Raw genomic sequence first — 16,210 nt, 5'->3', positions numbered from 1 at the left:
ATGTCCGACACTGACAAGGTTTTCGCCGGCTCGATTCCGAGAATCTACGACGAGTATCTCGTGCCGATGATCTTCTCCGTCTATGCGGAGGACATCGCGAAGCGCGTCGCCTCCCGCGTTCCCGCCGTGCTGCTGGAGATCGCCGCGGGCACCGGCGCCGTGACGCGCGCCGTGGCCGCGGCACTGCCGCCCGGCGTTCGTTATGTTGCGACCGACCTCAACGAGCCCATGCTCGCCGTTGCCGCCCAACGCCAAGCCAACGACGATCGCATCGCCTGGCGACAGGCGGACGCCATGGCCCTGCCCTTCGTTGACGCCGAGTTCGACGTGGTCTGCTGCCAATTCGGCGCGATGTTCTTTCCGGACCGCGTCAAGGCTTACGGAGAGGTCAAGCGCGTCCTGAAGCCGGATGGCACGTTCGTGTTCAACGTCTGGGACCGCATCGAGGACAATGTGGTCACCCACGAGGCGACAATCGCCCTCGCCAAGATGTTCCCCGACGATCCGCCGCGTTTCATGGTTCGCACGCCGCACGGCTACTACGACAAGAGCCTCATCAAGAGTGATCTCGAACGCGCAGGCTTCCGCGACATCTCGATCGAGACGCGATCCGAAACGAGCCGCGCGCCCACTCCCGAATACGTCGCGCTCGCGCTCTGCCAGGGCACGCCGCTGCGCGGCGAGATCGAGGCAAGGGATGCCGGCAAGCTTCAGGCCGCGACTGACATCGTTGCCGAGGCGATCCGGACCCTGCATGGATCCGGAGCGGTTGACGGCAGGATTCAGGCGATCGTGATCGAAGCGCGGGCGTAGAGACGACCTCGGCCCGCCGCAGCGGGCGAGCAGTTACCACCAGCTTCGCTGCATCGGCTGCGTCGACTGATAATATTGGTACTGGCCGCGCTGCCGGCGCGGATTGGCCGGCTGTACGTAGGGGTCGCGCTGGTAGAAGAAGCCGAAGCCGTTGCCGCCATTGTCCCAGCCGTCGTCGCTGGCGATCATGGCAGGTGCGGTCGGCTTGCGCGTGATGAAGCCGCCTTGGGGCTGGTCGCTCAACACCGCGACGAACTCGGTCCGGTAATTGGTCTCGGCGCTCAGCGGCTCGTCCGAGATAATGATCGAAGAGCGCGGCAACGCGGTCGGCCCAATGCGATCCCACACGTCCTGCGGGATGGTGATGCGGTCGAGCGCGTTGCGGGCCTCGTCGCCGTTCTCGATCGTGACCACGCTCCAGCGCAGGCCCTTATCGGACTTCGCCATCGCCGTGAAGATATGCGTGCCGAGCGGCTGCTCGGGATTGCGGATCGTGACGGGCACCTCGATGCTGGTGTCGAACACCTCGCCGCCGCCGTCGGGCGCCGGCTTGTGCGTGTTTCGCCGCACGTAGAGCTTTTGCGTCGAGCGGCTGATGTAGACGGAGACAGGTTCACCCGCGAGCTTCGCGTCGGTCGCTGCCTTGACGGCCTCGGTCTTCCTGACCGCAGCGGCCTTGGCGGCGTCCTTGGTCGCGGCCACGGCGTCGCGCTTCGGCTGCGCGGCGGCCTTGGCGGCGTCCAGCTGCGTCGCCGCGTCGGCGGCCTTGGTCTCCGCCTTCTGCTTCAACTCCTCGGCCTTGGCGCGGGCTTGATCAGTCTTGGCCTTCGCGAGCGACTTGTCGGCGAAGGCGAGCTCGGCATCGGCGCGGGCCTTCTGCTGCTCCAGCTTACGCAGCGCGGCAGGGAGCGAGGAAGCTTCCTTCGCGGCGACTGAAGCAGCCTTCTTGGCCTCGTCGGCAGCCCTCGTCGCCTCGTCGGCCTCGGCGGACAGCTTGTCGGCCCGGCCGGGCGCGGCCGCGATGGCCTCCGGCTTCGGCACGAATAGCGAGGGGTGCGAGAACTCGGTCGGAACCGTGTCGTGCGGCGAGATGATCACCCGCATCCCGATATACGTCTTGTCGAACAGGCCCTCGGCGAAGCCGAACGGCATCCGCACGCAGCCGTGCGAGGCGGCATAGCCGGGCAGCGGTCCGCCATGCAGCGCGATACCGTTCCAGGTGATGCGCTGCATGTTCGGCATCCAGGCATCGTCATACATGGTCGAGCGGTGGTCCTTGTCCTTCTCGACGATGGCGAAGACGCCGGCCGGCGTCTCGCGCCCCGTGGTGCCGGTCGAAACCGGCGCGCGCAGGATCCAGCCATCGGCATCGTAGAAGGTGACCTGCTGGCTCTTGATCGACACGATCGCCATGATCGGCTCGCCGGCCTGCCGCTGCGCGACCGCCTCGGCCGGTTGGCGCGCCTGCTTGGCCGCGTCGGCCGGCGGCGCCGCCGCGATGACGGCCACTGCCGCGAGCGCAACAAGTCCGGGGAGCCGCCAACGCCGCATCGCCGTGGAGGATTGCGCCGTCGTCATCAGGTCTTTCATGCCATACCCCGGTCCAGTACCAGTCCGCGCTCTATCGGTCAGATTGCGATCTTTGGATTAAGAAATCGCAGCCACCTTGCGTTCCGTATCCGGCAATATCAGGACCTCGTAGGCGGCAATCTCTCATATACGAGGGGTCGCGCGGGCGGAAGGTGGCCCGGGGCCGCGGCCCGCCTGGGCTGGGCACGAATCACTGCGGCAGAGTGTCGGCTGGTGAGATGAACGACGTATCAGGTCGAAGACCTAAGCGCGCGATGTGACCGTCATCACAGAGAATTGCGTGATGGTTCCTGGACGGCTTACGACGCGACCCCGACCGCCTTGCTGTCGACCGCAGCCTGGATTTCAGCATCGCTCAGGCCCGCCTCGCGCAGCACCTCGCGCGAGTGCTCGCCAAGGCGCGGCGCCATGCGATGGATGCCGGCCGGGCTTTCCGAGAATTTGGTCGCGGGGCGCGCCTGCCTGATCCGTCCCTCGGTGGGATGATCGATCTCTGCAAACAGACCGACCGCGGCGAGATGCGGCTGCTCGCCGATCTCGGTGAGCCTGGCGAACGCCGTGTGCGGCACGTCGAGCCGCAGCAGCAATTCCTCCCACTCCGCGGTGGTGCGGGTCGGCCCGATCTCGCTCATGCGGTCGTAGATCTTGTCGATGTTCTGCGAGCGCAACACGGGATCGCGCACACCGAGCTCGTCGCTCAACTCGGGACGACCGACGGCCTCGAAGAAGGCGCACCAATTGTCCCCGGAATAGGGCAGCATGGTCAGCCAGCCGTCCTTGGTCCGCACCGGGCGCCGGTTCTTCATCCGCTTGTAGCCGGTCGGGCCGATCGGCGGATCGAAGGCGTGGCCTCCGAGCATCTCGATGCTGTTGAAGCCGGCGATGGTTTCAAGCATCGGCACCTCGACCATCTGGCCCTGCCCGGTGCGCTCACGCCGGAACAAGGCCGCAGAGACTGCGCCGACCATCGCCATCGCGCAGATCTTGTCGCCGATCAGGCTCGGGACGAAGGCCGGTTCCTCGTCCGATCCGATCGACGATGCGAGGCCCGAGGCGGCCTGGATGATCTCGTCGAAGGCGGGGCGCGCAGCCCACGGGCCGTCCTGTCCGAAGCCGGTCGCCGCGGCATAGATCAGCCGCGGGTTGAGCTTCGCGCAGGCCTCGTAACCGAAACCGATCCGCGCCATCGCCGCGGGCCGCACATTGGTGACGAGCGCATCGACCGTCGGAATCAGCCTGGCCAGCGCCGCCTTGCCGTCCGGATGCTTCAGATCCAGCGCGAGGCTGCGCTTGTTGCGGTTCACGGCCATGAACTGCCCGCTCATGCCGCGGTTTCGGAACACGCCGGTGTAGCGCCAGGTGTCGCCAGCGGGCGGTTCGACCTTGATGATGTCGGCGCCCCAATCGCCGAGCATCTGCGCGGCATAGGGACCGAACAGCACGCTCGTCAGGTCGAGAACGCGGATGCCGCTGAGGGGACCGGTTGCTGTCGTCATGTCGTCACCCGGGCTGGAGCAAGCGATGCAGGCAATTTTCAAGCGGGCAAGGCTGGTGCCCTGCCCGCCGGTCGCGAGACGTCGATCCTATTCGCCGATGACGTCGCCGAACAGCTCCCAGGACTTCCCGTTGAAGCGCGCCATCTGCAATTGGCGGATCGGCGTCACCTGTTCCGCAGAGGTGTTGAGCTTGATGCCCGGCAGCAGCATCGGCAGCTCGACGTCCTTGAAAGACTGCGTCTGCTTCATCAGGTTCGCGCGCGTCAGATCGTTGCCGGAGCGTTGCAGCACCAGCTCCATGATCTGCGCCATGGTGTAGCCGGTGACGTTGAAGATGTCGGCGGGATCGGCTCCGGAATTGTAGGTCTTCATCCATTCCCGCCAGGCCTTCATGCCGGCATCGTTCTCCCAGCGCGGATCGCCGGGATCTTTCAGGAAGGCGCCGGTGACGATGCCGACGGAATTTTCGAGCCCCGCCGGCACCAGGACCGAGCCGACGGAATTCGAGACGGCGGGAAGGATGATCTGCGGTTTCCAGCCGAGCTCGGCCATTTTCTTGATCGCCTGCGCAGCGAACTTCGGCGTACATTCGTTGAAAATGACGTCGGCGCCGGCGGCCTTGAATTTGACGATCTGGGAGTCGACGGTCGGATCCGAGGTTTCATAGGTCGCTTCCGACACGATCTGGTTGACGTGTTCCCCGAGCCCTTCCTTGAAGCCCGCGAGATAGTCGCGGCCGGGATCCTCGTTCGGCGTGATCACCGCGATCTTCGCGTTTGGCTTGTTGGCAAGGATCCATTTGGCGTAGATCCGCCCCTCGGTCCGGTAGGTCGGCTGCGAGCCGGTGGTCCAGGGGAAATGCTGCGGATCGTTCCAGCGGCTGGCGCCGCTCGACGGAAACAGCTGCGGGATCTTCTTGGCGTTGAGGTATTTCTGGGCCGCGATGTTCGGGCCGGTGCCGAGCATCGAGAACATCGCCAGCACCTCGTCGCTCTCGGCGAGGCGCCTGACCTGCTCGACCGTCTTCGCGGGCGAGTAGCCGTCGTCCATGCTGAGCAGTTCGATCTTGCGGCCGTTGATGCCGCCCTTGTCGTTGAGCATCTTGAAGTAAGCGATTTCAGCCCGGCCGATCGCGGAATAGGCGGAGGCCGGCCCCGAATACGGCATGGTCTGTCCGAGCTTGACGGAGTTGTCGGTGGCGCCGGTGTCGTAGTTCCCGGCAACCGCAGCCGAAGCGGCGCTCAGGACTGCAAATAGAGCAACAGCTCCACGGACCAGTTGTTTTCCCGGCATGTCGGCATCTCCTTCCCCGGCAGAGTGCATCGACGCGCGTGCCCACAGGCCGTCGTCAACGTCCTCCACTTCTGTTCTTGGTTATCATCGGCGGCATCGATTGCGATGCCGGCGAACGCGACGATAGCCTGAATGTGACGCGGGAGATGTAGCGAAGAATTCAGATGCGTATGCGCAGCTTGCAGCCGTTCTATTCCGCGAGCTCACCGACTGAAGGCAGCGTCAGACCTCGAGCCATTCCTGCCGCACGGCGGCATTTGCCTTGAGCTCGTCCGGCGTGCCCTCGAACACGACGCGGCCGTGGCCCATGATGTAGACGCGCTTGGAGATGCGGAGCGCAATCGACAGCTTCTGCTCGACCAGCAGAATGGCAACGCCCGCCTGCGCGATCCGCGCGATGAGATCACCGACCTGCTGAACGATCAGCGGCGCGAGGCCTTCGGTGGGTTCATCGATCATGATCAGATCGGGATCACCCATCAGTGTCCGGCACGTCGTCAACATCTGCTTTTCGCCACCGGACAGCACGCCCGCGGCCGTATCGGCGCGCGCGGCGAGATTGGGGAACATGTCGAGCATGTCCTGCATCCGCCACTTGCCGGGCCGGCGCGTATCCTTGATGCCGAGCAGGAGGTTCTGCCGAACCGTGAGGCTCGGAAAGATATCGCGATGTTCGGGCACATAGCCGAGCCCGAGCCGCGCGATCTTGTAGCTCGGCAGGCCGACGATGTCCTTGCCCTTGAAGCGGATCGTCCCCTGCGGCGCGACCTCGCCCATGATGGCCTTGACCGTCGTCGACCGGCCGACGCCGTTGCGGCCGAGCAGGCTCACGACTTCGCCGGCGCCGACGTCGAGATCGACGCCCTGCAGGATGTGGCTCTTGCCATAATAGGCGTGGAGATCCCTGACCTCGAGCATCAGTGCGCTTCCTCGCCGAGATAGGCTTCCTTGACCTTCGGGTCGCGCCGGATCTCTTCCGGCGTGCCTGATGCGATGATGTGGCCGTAGACCAGCACCGAGATGCGGTCGGCGAGGCCGAATACGACGCTCATGTCGTGCTCGACGATGACGAGGGTCTTGCCCTCGGTCAGCCGGCGGATCAGCGCCACGGCGCGCTCCGTTTCGGCGTTGCTCATGCCGGCAGTCGGCTCGTCCAGCATGACGACGGTCGCGCCGCTCGCGATGGTGATACCGATCTCGAGCTCGCGCTGCTCGGCATAGGTCAGAAGACCGGCCGGAACGTCGCGCCGATGGGTGAGATGGATGTCGTCCAGGATCTTCGCGGTGCGCTCGCGCACCTCGGGCAGGCTGTCGACGTTCTTCCAGAAGGCGTAGCGATGCCCGGTCGCCCACAGCACGGCGCAGCGCACGTTCTCCCAGACCGACATCCGCGCGAACACGTTGGTGACCTGGAACGAGCGCGACAGGCCGCGCCGGTTGATCTCGAACGGCTGCAAGCCCGAGATCACCTCGCCGTTCAGCTTCACCTCTCCCGAGGTCGGCTTGATATGACCGCTGATCAGGTTGAACGTCGTCGACTTGCCGGCACCATTCGGGCCGATGATCGCGTGACGCTCGCCTTGCGCGACGCTCAGATTGAGGTCGCGGATGATGCCGACATTGCCGAAGCGCTTTTCGACGGCGCGGACTTCGATGGCTGGGCTTTTCCCGGGGACCGCTCCGCTCATGCCAGATACCCCCGGTCACGGGCGACCGTCGCAGCCCTGTCCCACGCCTCCGCGATCCGCCGCCAGGTCAGCCGTGCGACGAAGCCGCCTCCGACCAGGAGAATCGCAGCGGAGATCCATGTCAGCGGCGATTGCGGCTTGAAGCCGATGCCGAACAGGTTGATGGCCTCACCGCCGGAATAGCGCGCAACCGTCTCGATCGTCAGGATGACGCCGCAGGCCAGCGCCAGGGTCGGCACGATTGCGACGAGATAGGACGGGATCACCGTCCGAAGCGTCCCTGCACGAACCAGCGGCCGGTGCATCATCAGGAGGCCGGCAATGCCGCCGGGTGAGAACATCACGATGCCGATGAAGATGATTCCGAAATAGAGCTGCCAGACACTGGTGACGCTGGTCAGTCCGAGCTGCAGGTAGGTCACCAGGATCGCGCCGAGGATCGGCCCGAAGAAATAGGCGGTGCCGCCGATGAAGGTCGAGAACAGCACGAGGCCTGACTGGATCGCGCCGAGATAGGCGGAGTTCGCGATCTCGAAATTGATCGCGGCGAGCCCGCCGGCGACGCCGGCGAAGGAGCCCGCGAAGCAGAAGGCGAGATAGCGGACGACGTGGGGATCGTAGCCGATGAACTGGACGCGTTCGGGATTGTCGCGGACGGCGTTGCTGATCCGGCCCAGTGGCGTCCTAGTCAGCGCGTACATCGCGATCGCCGACAGCACCAGCCAGAACGCGATGAGGTAATAGACCTGAAGCTGCGGGCCGAACGACCAGCCGAATATCTTTGGCAGCGCGGTCCGGTCCGTCGTGATGCCGGCTTCGCCGCCGAACACCGAGCGCAGGATCAGCGAAGATGACGCCACCAATTCGCCGATGCCGAGAGAGATCATCGCGAACACGGTGCCGGCACGCTTGGTCATCACCCAGCCGATGATGATGGCGAACACGAGGCCGCCGAGCCCGCCGAATAGCGGGATGAACGGCAGCGGGATCGGCCATTTGTGCGCGACGACCGCATTCATCATGTGGCAGGCGGCGAAGCCGCCCAGGCCGTAATGCACGGCATGACCGAACGACAAGAGGCCGGTCTGGCCGAGCAGGATGTTGTAGGACAGCGCGAAGACGATCGCGATGCCGATCAGGCTGAACGACGTCAGCGAGCCGCCGGAAGAGAAGATCATCGGCAGGACGATCAGCGCGGCGATGCCGAGCAGCCAGACGCCGTAGAAGCGCAGGCCGTCGCCGGCAGGCTTCGATGTCGAAGTCGGGTTCGGGGGCACCTTGGCGTTCATGATTCGCGTGTCCCCATCAGGCCCATGGGGCGTACGATCAGAATGATCACCAGCAGCAGATAAGGCACGATCGGCGCGACCTGAGCGATGGTGACGTTCCAGATGTCGGTGAGGACGGAGGGCCCGGCCGACGGATCCAGCGGACCGAAGGCGCTGGCGAGCGAACCGTCGAGCGCCACCGCAAAAGTCTGCACCAGGCCGATGACCAGCGAGGCGATGAACGCGCCCGGCAGCGACCCGAGGCCGCCGAACACGATCACCACGAACAGGATCGGGCCGAGTGCGGCTGCCATGTCGGACTGGGTCACCAGCGCGGGACCGGCAATGACACCGGCAAGGCCCGCGAGCGCGCTGCCGACGCCGAACACCGCCATGAACACGCGCCCGACATTGTGGCCGAGATGCCCGACCATATGCGGATGCGTCAGCGCCGCCTGCACGATCAGGCCGACGCGGGTGCGCTTGAGCACGATCAGCAGCGCGACGAAGATCACGACCGAGACGCCCAGCATGAAGAGCTTGTAGGCGGGATAATTGGTCGAGAAGATCGTGAAGGCCGGGAAGTCGAGCAGCGCAGGCACGCGGTAATCGACCGGGCTCTTGCCCCAGATCATCGACACGATCTCTTCGATGGCGAACGCAAGCCCGAACGTCAGCAGCAATTCCGCGACATGGCCGTGCTTGTGGGTGTTGCGCAGGCCGTAGCGCTCCACGGCCATGCCGATGGCGCCGACCAGCAGCGGCGCCAGCACCAGCGCCGGCCAGAAGCCGATCCATTTGGTGAGCTGGAAGCCGAAGAAGGCGCCGAGCATGTAGAAGCTGGCATGGGCGAAGTTGAGCACGCCCATCATGCTGAAGATGACGGTGAGCCCGCTCGACAGCAGGAAGAGCAGCATGCCGAACAGCACGCCGTTCAGGGTCGAAATGACAATGAGTTCAAGCACAGCGCACTCGTCTCTGGCCGGGGCCTGATGGCCCCGGGTGAATGTCGTCCAATCAAAGGCCTTCCGCCCGCCGCCTTCCCGCGACCAGTGATGGCCGCGGGAGCGCGATGGGCCAGGTGATTACGGCCGCGCCATCTTGCAGGTCGTGGAGACCATCGCCTGCGCGGTGTCGACCTTGGAGACCAGATGCCAGCCCCAGCCGGTGTTTTCCTCGTCGAACGGCTCGTTGGCCGCGAGCTTGCCGAAGGAGGAGATGTAGATCGGCTGGAAGAACTGGTGGTCGTCCTTGCGCATCAGGCCCTGGCCGCCGTCGAGAACCTCGAACTTCAGGTCCTCGAGCGCCGCCGCGACCTTCACGGGATCGATCGAATTGGCCTTCTCGGCCGCCGCCTTGAACATGCGCATCTCATTGACGGCACGCGGATACCACAGCGAGAGGCCGACCTTGGCGCGGAACGCCTTTTCGAAATCCATCGCCGACTGGTTGCCCGAATTGGCGAAGCCTTCGGTGATCTGGAACACTTGGTGGTCGAGGCCGGTCTGCTTGATCGCGGTCGGCCCACCGGCGCCGCCGGCATAATAAGTGTACCAGTTGACCTTCAGGCCGGCGTCGGCTGCGGCCTTGAGCAACAGCGCGATGTCCTGGCCCCAATTGCCGGTGACGACGCTGTCGGCCCCGGAGGCCTTGATCTTGGCGATGTAGGGCGAGAAGTCGGTGACCTTGAGCAGCGGATGCAGCTCGTCGCCGACGATCTGGATATCGGGCCGCTTGGCGCCCAGCATCTTGCGCGCATCTGATCGCACCGACTGGCCGAAGGAATAATCCTGGTTGATCAGGTACACCTTTTTAATCGACGGGGTGTCCTTCATGTAGTTGGTGAGCGCTTCCATCTTGATGTCGGAGCCCGCATCCCAGCGGAAATGCCAATAGCTGCACTTGTCGTTGGTCAGGCTCGGATCGACGGCGGCGTAGTTGAAGTACAGGACTTCCTTGCCGGGATTGCGCGTGTTGTTCTTGGTGACGAAATCCGACAGCGCCGCGGCGACCGACGAACCGTTGCCCTGGGTAATGAAGCGGACCCCCGAGTCGATCGCCTTCTGAGCCTGCACCAGGCTTTCCTGCGGATTGGTCTTGTTGTCGAGACCGACGATCTCGATCTTCTTGCCGAGGATGCCGCCCTTGGCGTTCATCTCTTCGGCCAGATACTGAAAGGTCTTCAGGCCACCCTCGCCGACGCTGGCACCGCCGCCGGAGAGCGGATCGATGTAGCCGATCTTGATGGTGTCCTCGGCCGAGGCGGCATGACCGAGCATCGGGGCGATCACGGCAATGGCCAAAGTGAGTTTGCGCATTCTTTTCGTTTCCTCGCTGGCTATCGACTTTAGTCGATGGGCTCTTTTGCGCGTGTTGCAGCGCAATTTCAGCCTCTTATGAGCAGAATGCCCCCCGTTTATCAAGCACAACCGAACATGGCTCCCCCCGGGGCCATGAATATAAAGCGGCTGTCTGAACCCTGACAGGAGCTTTCCGCGGCGAGAAAATAGAACGGCAATCGTGCGTGCTGCGGACGACGTATCACGCGGATCTCACGGCCGGCGATTCCGGCAATATGAGCAATATTGAACAGAGACGGGTAGCTTGGTGCGGCATGCTTGCCGCCACGCGGCCGGAATCGGCTGTCATCGGCGGCGGCTTCGGATCCAGCATCCCCCGCCATATGGGGAGTACCTTCATATGTCCGAGGTCTACAGTCGTCCGGAGCCGACGTTGATTCCGATCCCACGACCGCCGTGCCCGGCCTGCCAGAGTCGCATGATGCTGATCCACGTCGGGGCGTCTCGTGACGGACCCGATCTTAGAATCTTCGAGTGCTGCAAGTGCGGGACCATTCACAAGATCTCCATCGACGACCGATGAGATCGACCAAACAGCCGCCGGGGCAGAGCGCGTAAGGTAGCGACCATCAGAACAACGCGGACGACCGTTTCGTTCGCCAATCCGTTGGCCCTTCGGGGTGTGGAGAGCGATCAGCCCGCCGGTGAACATGTCGCCCTCACCGACGAGGAGCAGATCGAAGGGTTGTAATGGAATCGCCGATCGGCGCGTGGCGACGCTGCTTCAAATCCCCGCGGGGCATTGAGCGCAGGCGAGTCGCTTGGCAACCGGCCGAAGCCGCCGCGAAATTGCCCGCCAGGGTCAGGGGCGAGCGCGAGCCGGAACCGAGAATTGCCTAACTCGCCCCGCCAAGCCCTGCTAGGCTCGAGCTCTCACCATCAGGTTTTGACGACATCATGCCAAAAGCGGCGAAAAGCGCGTTCGATCCAAAGCTCTTCCTCGCCAAGGTCGGCCAGGGCAAAGCCATATTGAAGTTCGCCAAGAATCAGGTCGTGTTCTCGCAAGGCGACGCCGCGGATGCCGTTTTCTACATTCAGAAGGGCAGGATCAAGGTTCTCGTCGTCTCCGAACAGGGCAAGGAGGCCGTGGTCGGGATCATGGAGCCCGGACAATTCTTCGGCGAGGGCTGCCTGAACGGCCATCCCTTGCGGATTTCGACGACGGTGGCGATGGAGCAATGCCTGATCACGTCCATCACGAAATCAGCGATGCTCGTCGTACTCAGGGCCGAACCGAAGTTCTCCGAATTGTTCATGGGATATCTGCTCAGTCGCAACAGCCGCATCGAAGAAGACCTGATCGACCAATTGTTCAATTCGAGCGAGAAGCGGCTTGCGCGTCTGCTGCTGCTGCTGGCGAATTTCGGCACGGACGGCGCCACTCAACCCATCTCGGCGAAGGTCAGCCAGGAGACGCTCGCGGAGATGATCGGGACAACCCGATCCCGCGTCAGCTTTTTCATGAACAAGTTTCGCAAGCTCGGCTTCATCTCCTACAACGGCAAGATCGAGGTTCATAGTTCCCTCCTGAACGCGGTCTTGTACGACAAGCCTGAGATCGTGAGGGACGACTGAAACGACTGAAGGCGAGGGCCTCGAGCTATCTCCTGCAACGATTGAAGGCACCCCATGAAAAGGCCGACCATGCAAGCAGAGGAGATCGAGCCGAGAACGGTTCAAAGGGCCGACGTAGCCCCAGCCGATGGCTTTGCGCTTATCGTCGACGGCCACTTCAAGACCCGTCATGACAGCGAAGCGGCTGCGCGGGCAGCCGGCACCGAGCTGCTTGGCAGATTCCCGATGCTGCAGATCCTGGTCTATGATGCTGCGACCAGGGTGCGGTCGCCGCTGAACTAGATTTCTGGTCGACCCGGCCCCGCCCGGGACGACAGATCACGCCTTCTTGGGACGATCGGACGGGCTGTCGGAGATGATCCGGCGCAGGCGTATTGCTTCCGCAAAGGTGGCGGATGGCTGCCTTGGCGGCTCGGGACGGTTCTCAGGCTCTTCAGGCTCCGGCGATCCCGGGGCCGCGAGTAGCGCTTGGCTGTCACGATCCAGACGCTTGTCGCAGCCCGACGCGTCGCGCGTATGGCCGACCAACTCACCCGAGAGGCGGTAGATGCCGTTCCCCCGAAGATCGTAGACCTTCTTGCCGGAGAGATCGAAAATCGATGCGCCGTTCACGACGCCGGCACGGTTTCCTCGGGTATTGAGTATGTATCCGCTCACCAAACATCTCCCTTTGGCGTCGCTGGGCAGGTACTCCCGGCGGCCGCCTGTCATGTCGGGGCCCGGCGCTTCGCTTCTTCCTCGGCCAGACGCTTCAAGAGCCATCGCCGCCGGACGGCGTCTTTTTCCAGATCGATCTCCCGCCTGAATATCTTGAGGTTCTCGCGATGGACGTAGTCTTCCAGATCTTCCATTTGGCGGACTCGCTCAAGTCGGTGGCCGCAAGCCTCGGCTGTCCAGCCAGAGAACGGCGGCCGATGTCATCGGATCGGTTTCGATTGCGGCGGAATAACCTCGCTGGCACCCGGCGCATCCGAATGTTCCGATCTCGAAGGCCGATAGACCGGGGATTCTCCACAAGCTCATTGCTTCGCCGCACCAATGACAGCGCGGACCTTGGGCCGATGCCGGTGGAGAACCGTATGTGTGCGAATGTTGCAAATGCATGCGATGCACCGCGGGTCAGGCGAGAGCACGACAGCACTCTCAGTCACCGAAAGATTGCCGATGAGGGACGGTGATAAGCCCAGCATGGACCGCCGGGTCCGAAGTTACTGGTCAATATTGCTCTCGAGGAGAGTTCTCTTCCGCCTTGAACCCGGCCGCCCCGGCCGGCGTCCCGCTCGGCGGGCATCTCCGCTAGACGCCCAGCGCTTTCCGGTTGAAGTTCCGCAAGAGGCGCAGCGACAGCGTCCGCACCTGGGCGACATTGAGAAGCCACGCCACGACGGCATAAGCGGAACCGCCCGCAAAACTGACGACGATCAGCGCCATGAGGCCGGTGCCACCCACTTGCGATCGCGCCAACAGGATCGTCCCCGCCATTGCCGCAGCCGATATTGCGATGCCGGCGAGCCGGTTGAAATCGAACGGCACGGGGTGAGCCCGGTGCATCAGCACGATTGCGACGATGAAGCCGAGCGCCTCGGTCGCGAGCGTCGCCAGCGCGGCACCTAGGAGACCGTAGCTTCCGACCAGCGCGAACATCAGCGCCACACTCACCACCAGGGTGAGGAAGGATTGCGCCGCCAGCATGAAGGGGCGCTCGGCGAGCTGGAAACTGATCTGCACGTAGAACTGATTGGCGATACCGAAGAAGCGGGCGAGCACCAGGGTTGGCAGCAGCGCCGAGACACCGGCGCGGAAGTCGACACCGACCAGCGTGCCGGCGACCTGGTCCGCCGCAAGCGCGAGCCAGATCGCAACAGGTGCGACGACCACGAGCAGCAGCTCGAGGCTTTCGGTCAAGCGCTCCCGCGTCGTCTCCTCGTTATTCTCGGACAAGGACCGGAACACCAGCGGCACGGTGGCCGCCGCAACGCTGGAGGCGATCATGACCATGAACTGGCGCGGCAGGTCTGCGGCGACGCCAAAAATGCCGGCGGCGTCCTTGCCGAGCAGATAGGCGACGATCAGCCGGTCGCAGGCCGAATAGACCGCAACGGAGAGCCCGGCCAGCGTCAACGGCAGGCCGTAGCGGGCCAGCTGCATGAACTGGCTGCGCTCGAAGCGCGCGATTTTGGAGCGGTCGCCGACCAGGTTGAGGATGATGCCGGTGAGCGATCCCAGGCCGAACGCGGCGAGCAAGCCCAATCCGCCCCAGCCGAGCCAGATGCCGAGCAGGCCGAAGCCGACGCTCGACACGCTGCGCACGATCGAGATCGCGGCAAACCGGTAGGGCCGCAATTTGGCGCGTTCGAACTCCTGGCCGACGTCGACCGCGTTGACCATGATCGCGACGAACATGCTGGCGAGCAGCAGTTCGACACTGAGGTCGCTGCGGAACAGGAACACCAGCGGGGTGGTGGCGCAGAGCACCGCGACGGTGAGGCCGAAGGCGACCATCGCCGTGCCGCGAAAATCCACCTCCGACGACATCGCCTGATAGCGCGACACCGACAGCTTGATCCAGGCGAAGAAGATCGCACCCAGGATGCCGGCGAGGCTGATGCCGACGACATAGACGCCGTACTCGGACGGCGTCAGCAGCCGTGTATAGGCCGTGACCGCGAAGAAGCCCACCGCCGCAGGCAGGATGTAGGCGACGAGATAAATCGAGAAATGGCGGTTCAGCATGCGGGCACGGGACCGGCGGCGGTCTTGCGAGTGTGGCGGCCGTTCATCAATGCGGCCTTGAATGGGCCCTTTGGCGGGGCGAACGAAAGCGCCGCAGCATCGCTCAAGAGTGTCACATAAGTCTGCAGATCGGGCCGCGAATGAAGCCGTGAAGCCGCTTTCGCGCGTTAGCGTTAAATTTGCCCTTCCTCCACCGGCAAGGCGCGATCACGGCAGGAAACCACGACCTGCAGACGGCGGAAGTTAACCCCACGACACGAAACCCCGGCGTCGTGGGGCGACGCTTGGTACGATGCTGCGTTGGCTCGAAAAAGGACTGCCGTGACCAGGCTCGACAGACGCGAATTTCTCCTCGGCGGCGCCGCAGCACTCGCGGCAGGCGCATCCGTGTCGGCGGCGCCGGCGTCGAAACTGGCACAGCGCCATCAGGGGTTCGGCGCGGCGGCCACGCTCTGGGATCTGCAAGCCGATCCCAGGCTCGGCGAAGCCATCAGCACCTATTGCACCCAGGTGGTGCCGGTGCTCGAACTGAAATGGCCGATGCTGCGGCCGAACGCGCACACGTTCAACTTCGAACGCGCCGACGCGATCCTGGATTTTGCGCGGGATAACGACCTGACGATGCGCGGCCACGCGCTCGCCTGGTATCACGACATTCCGGACTGGGCCAAGCAGATCAAGGACACCAGGGGCGTCGAGCGCGCCTATGTCGATCACATCGGCACCGTCGTCTCCTACTACAAGGACAAGCTGACCTCGTGGGACGTCGTCAACGAGCCGATCCCGGACAATCCCCGCAGCCCGAAGGACCGACGCGACACGTTCTGGACGCAGCATCTCGGTCAGAACTGGATTCCGCTGGCGTTCCGCACGGCGGCTGCAGCCGATCCCTTCGTCAAGCTCGCGATCAACGAATACGACATCGAGTCCGCCAAGGACTCCTTCATTGCCAAACGCGCGGCTTACCGCCACCTGATCATGGACCTGCTCGACCAGGGCGTTCCGCTCCACGCCGTCGGGCTGCAATCGCATCTGCATGCCGAGCTCGAGATCGACACCCACGGGCTCGCCGAGTTCGTCACCGAGCTGCGCTCCTGGGGACTTGAAGTGTATGTGACCGAGCTCGACGTCGACGATCAGAAGCTGACGGGCAATCCGGCGGAGCGCGACGCCATCGTCGCCAAGCGCGTCAACGACCTGCTGACGGCGATCTCGACCAGCGGCCCGGTGCGCTCGATCCTCACCTGGGGCCTCTCGGATCGCTACAGCTGGATCAACGGCGTCTTTGCGCGCGCCGACAAGCAGCCGAACCGCCCGCTGCCGCTGGACGGCGAGTTCAAGCCGAAGCCGTTCATGGACGTGATCAGCAAATTCACGAAGGACGCGTGAAGGCG

15 protein-coding genes are annotated in these 16,210 nt (G+C 64.0%); 4 read left to right on the top strand and 11 right to left on the bottom strand.

Annotated elements, in window-relative coordinates; all coding sequences use genetic code 11:
* Nucleotides 1-813 carry a class I SAM-dependent methyltransferase gene (locus tag CIT40_RS07360; RefSeq protein ID WP_094895223.1) on the top strand — a complete coding sequence of 271 codons (813 nt, stop codon included), beginning with the start codon at nucleotides 1-3 and terminating at the stop codon, nucleotides 811-813.
* Between the two features lie 33 nt (nucleotides 814-846).
* On the opposite strand, the gene CIT40_RS07355 is transcribed toward CIT40_RS07360, so the two are convergent.
* The 8 genes from CIT40_RS07355 to CIT40_RS07320 all read right to left on the bottom strand — a co-directional run bounded on the left by CIT40_RS07355 (nucleotide 847) and on the right by CIT40_RS07320 (nucleotide 10,466).
* A complete protein-coding gene (locus CIT40_RS07355; protein ID WP_094895222.1) occupies nucleotides 847-2,403 on the bottom strand; it encodes a L,D-transpeptidase in 1,557 nt (518 codons plus the stop codon).
* Nucleotides 2,404-2,702: 299 nt separating this feature from the next.
* The gene (locus CIT40_RS07350; protein WP_094895221.1) at nucleotides 2,703-3,899 is read right to left on the bottom strand and encodes a CaiB/BaiF CoA transferase family protein; all 1,197 of its coding nucleotides are present in this window, start codon (nucleotides 3,897-3,899) and stop codon (nucleotides 2,703-2,705) included.
* A gap of 87 nt (nucleotides 3,900-3,986) precedes the next feature.
* Nucleotides 3,987-5,192 carry an ABC transporter substrate-binding protein gene (locus CIT40_RS07345; protein ID WP_094895337.1) on the bottom strand — a complete coding sequence of 402 codons (1,206 nt, stop codon included), beginning with the start codon at nucleotides 5,190-5,192 and terminating at the stop codon, nucleotides 3,987-3,989.
* Nucleotides 5,193-5,414: 222 nt separating this feature from the next.
* Nucleotides 5,415-6,110: an ABC transporter ATP-binding protein gene (locus CIT40_RS07340; RefSeq protein WP_094895220.1), complete on the bottom strand. Its 696-nt coding sequence runs from the start codon at nucleotides 6,108-6,110 to the stop codon at nucleotides 5,415-5,417.
* Complete coding sequence (locus CIT40_RS07335) at nucleotides 6,110-6,880, bottom strand: ABC transporter ATP-binding protein (protein WP_094895219.1); 771 nt, start codon at nucleotides 6,878-6,880, stop codon at nucleotides 6,110-6,112. Before CIT40_RS07335 ends, CIT40_RS07340 begins: the two co-directional genes overlap by 1 nt.
* Nucleotides 6,877-8,169, bottom strand: a complete 1,293-nt coding sequence (locus CIT40_RS07330) for a branched-chain amino acid ABC transporter permease (RefSeq protein ID WP_094895218.1) — start codon at nucleotides 8,167-8,169, stop codon at nucleotides 6,877-6,879. The genes CIT40_RS07335 and CIT40_RS07330 overlap by 4 nt, the downstream gene beginning before the upstream one ends.
* Nucleotides 8,166-9,113 (bottom strand): branched-chain amino acid ABC transporter permease, encoded by a 948-nt coding sequence (locus CIT40_RS07325; RefSeq protein WP_094895217.1) that lies wholly within the window; start codon nucleotides 9,111-9,113, stop codon nucleotides 8,166-8,168. The genes CIT40_RS07330 and CIT40_RS07325 overlap by 4 nt, the downstream gene beginning before the upstream one ends.
* A gap of 120 nt (nucleotides 9,114-9,233) precedes the next feature.
* Nucleotides 9,234-10,466 carry a branched-chain amino acid ABC transporter substrate-binding protein gene (locus CIT40_RS07320; protein WP_094895216.1) on the bottom strand — a complete coding sequence of 411 codons (1,233 nt, stop codon included), beginning with the start codon at nucleotides 10,464-10,466 and terminating at the stop codon, nucleotides 9,234-9,236.
* 939 nt (nucleotides 10,467-11,405) lie between these two features.
* Here CIT40_RS07320 and CIT40_RS07315 point away from each other — a divergent pair.
* Both CIT40_RS07315 and CIT40_RS07310 read left to right on the top strand, forming a co-directional pair.
* Entirely contained in the window at nucleotides 11,406-12,083 is a 678-nt protein-coding gene (locus CIT40_RS07315; RefSeq protein WP_094895215.1) for a Crp/Fnr family transcriptional regulator, read from the top strand.
* Between the two features lie 54 nt (nucleotides 12,084-12,137).
* A complete protein-coding gene (locus tag CIT40_RS07310; RefSeq protein ID WP_094895214.1) occupies nucleotides 12,138-12,365 on the top strand; it encodes a hypothetical protein in 228 nt (75 codons plus the stop codon).
* A gap of 36 nt (nucleotides 12,366-12,401) precedes the next feature.
* Here the strand turns inward: CIT40_RS07310 and CIT40_RS07305 are convergent, their stop codons facing one another.
* The 3 genes from CIT40_RS07305 to CIT40_RS07295 form a co-directional block, all read right to left on the bottom strand.
* Nucleotides 12,402-12,794: a 4-fold beta flower protein gene (locus tag CIT40_RS07305; protein WP_193550909.1), complete on the bottom strand. Its 393-nt coding sequence runs from the start codon at nucleotides 12,792-12,794 to the stop codon at nucleotides 12,402-12,404.
* On the bottom strand, nucleotides 12,791-12,934 hold the full coding sequence (locus CIT40_RS07300; protein ID WP_155525988.1) for a hypothetical protein: 144 nt from the start codon (nucleotides 12,932-12,934) through the stop codon (nucleotides 12,791-12,793). Before CIT40_RS07300 ends, CIT40_RS07305 begins: the two co-directional genes overlap by 4 nt.
* 445 nt (nucleotides 12,935-13,379) lie before the next feature.
* Nucleotides 13,380-14,816: a lipopolysaccharide biosynthesis protein gene (locus CIT40_RS07295; RefSeq protein ID WP_094895212.1), complete on the bottom strand. Its 1,437-nt coding sequence runs from the start codon at nucleotides 14,814-14,816 to the stop codon at nucleotides 13,380-13,382.
* A 321-nt stretch (nucleotides 14,817-15,137) separates the two neighbouring features.
* Between CIT40_RS07295 and CIT40_RS07290 the strand changes: the two genes are divergently transcribed.
* Nucleotides 15,138-16,205, top strand: a complete 1,068-nt coding sequence (locus tag CIT40_RS07290) for an endo-1,4-beta-xylanase (protein ID WP_094895211.1) — start codon at nucleotides 15,138-15,140, stop codon at nucleotides 16,203-16,205.
* Nucleotides 16,206-16,210 lie beyond the last annotated feature (5 nt).

This window comes from Bradyrhizobium amphicarpaeae (assembly GCF_002266435.3).
In the GTDB taxonomy this organism is placed as follows: Bacteria; Pseudomonadota; Alphaproteobacteria; order Rhizobiales; family Xanthobacteraceae; genus Bradyrhizobium; species Bradyrhizobium amphicarpaeae.
Note: the sequence above shows the minus strand (reverse complement) of the source record. Positions and strands in the feature narration are given on the sequence as shown.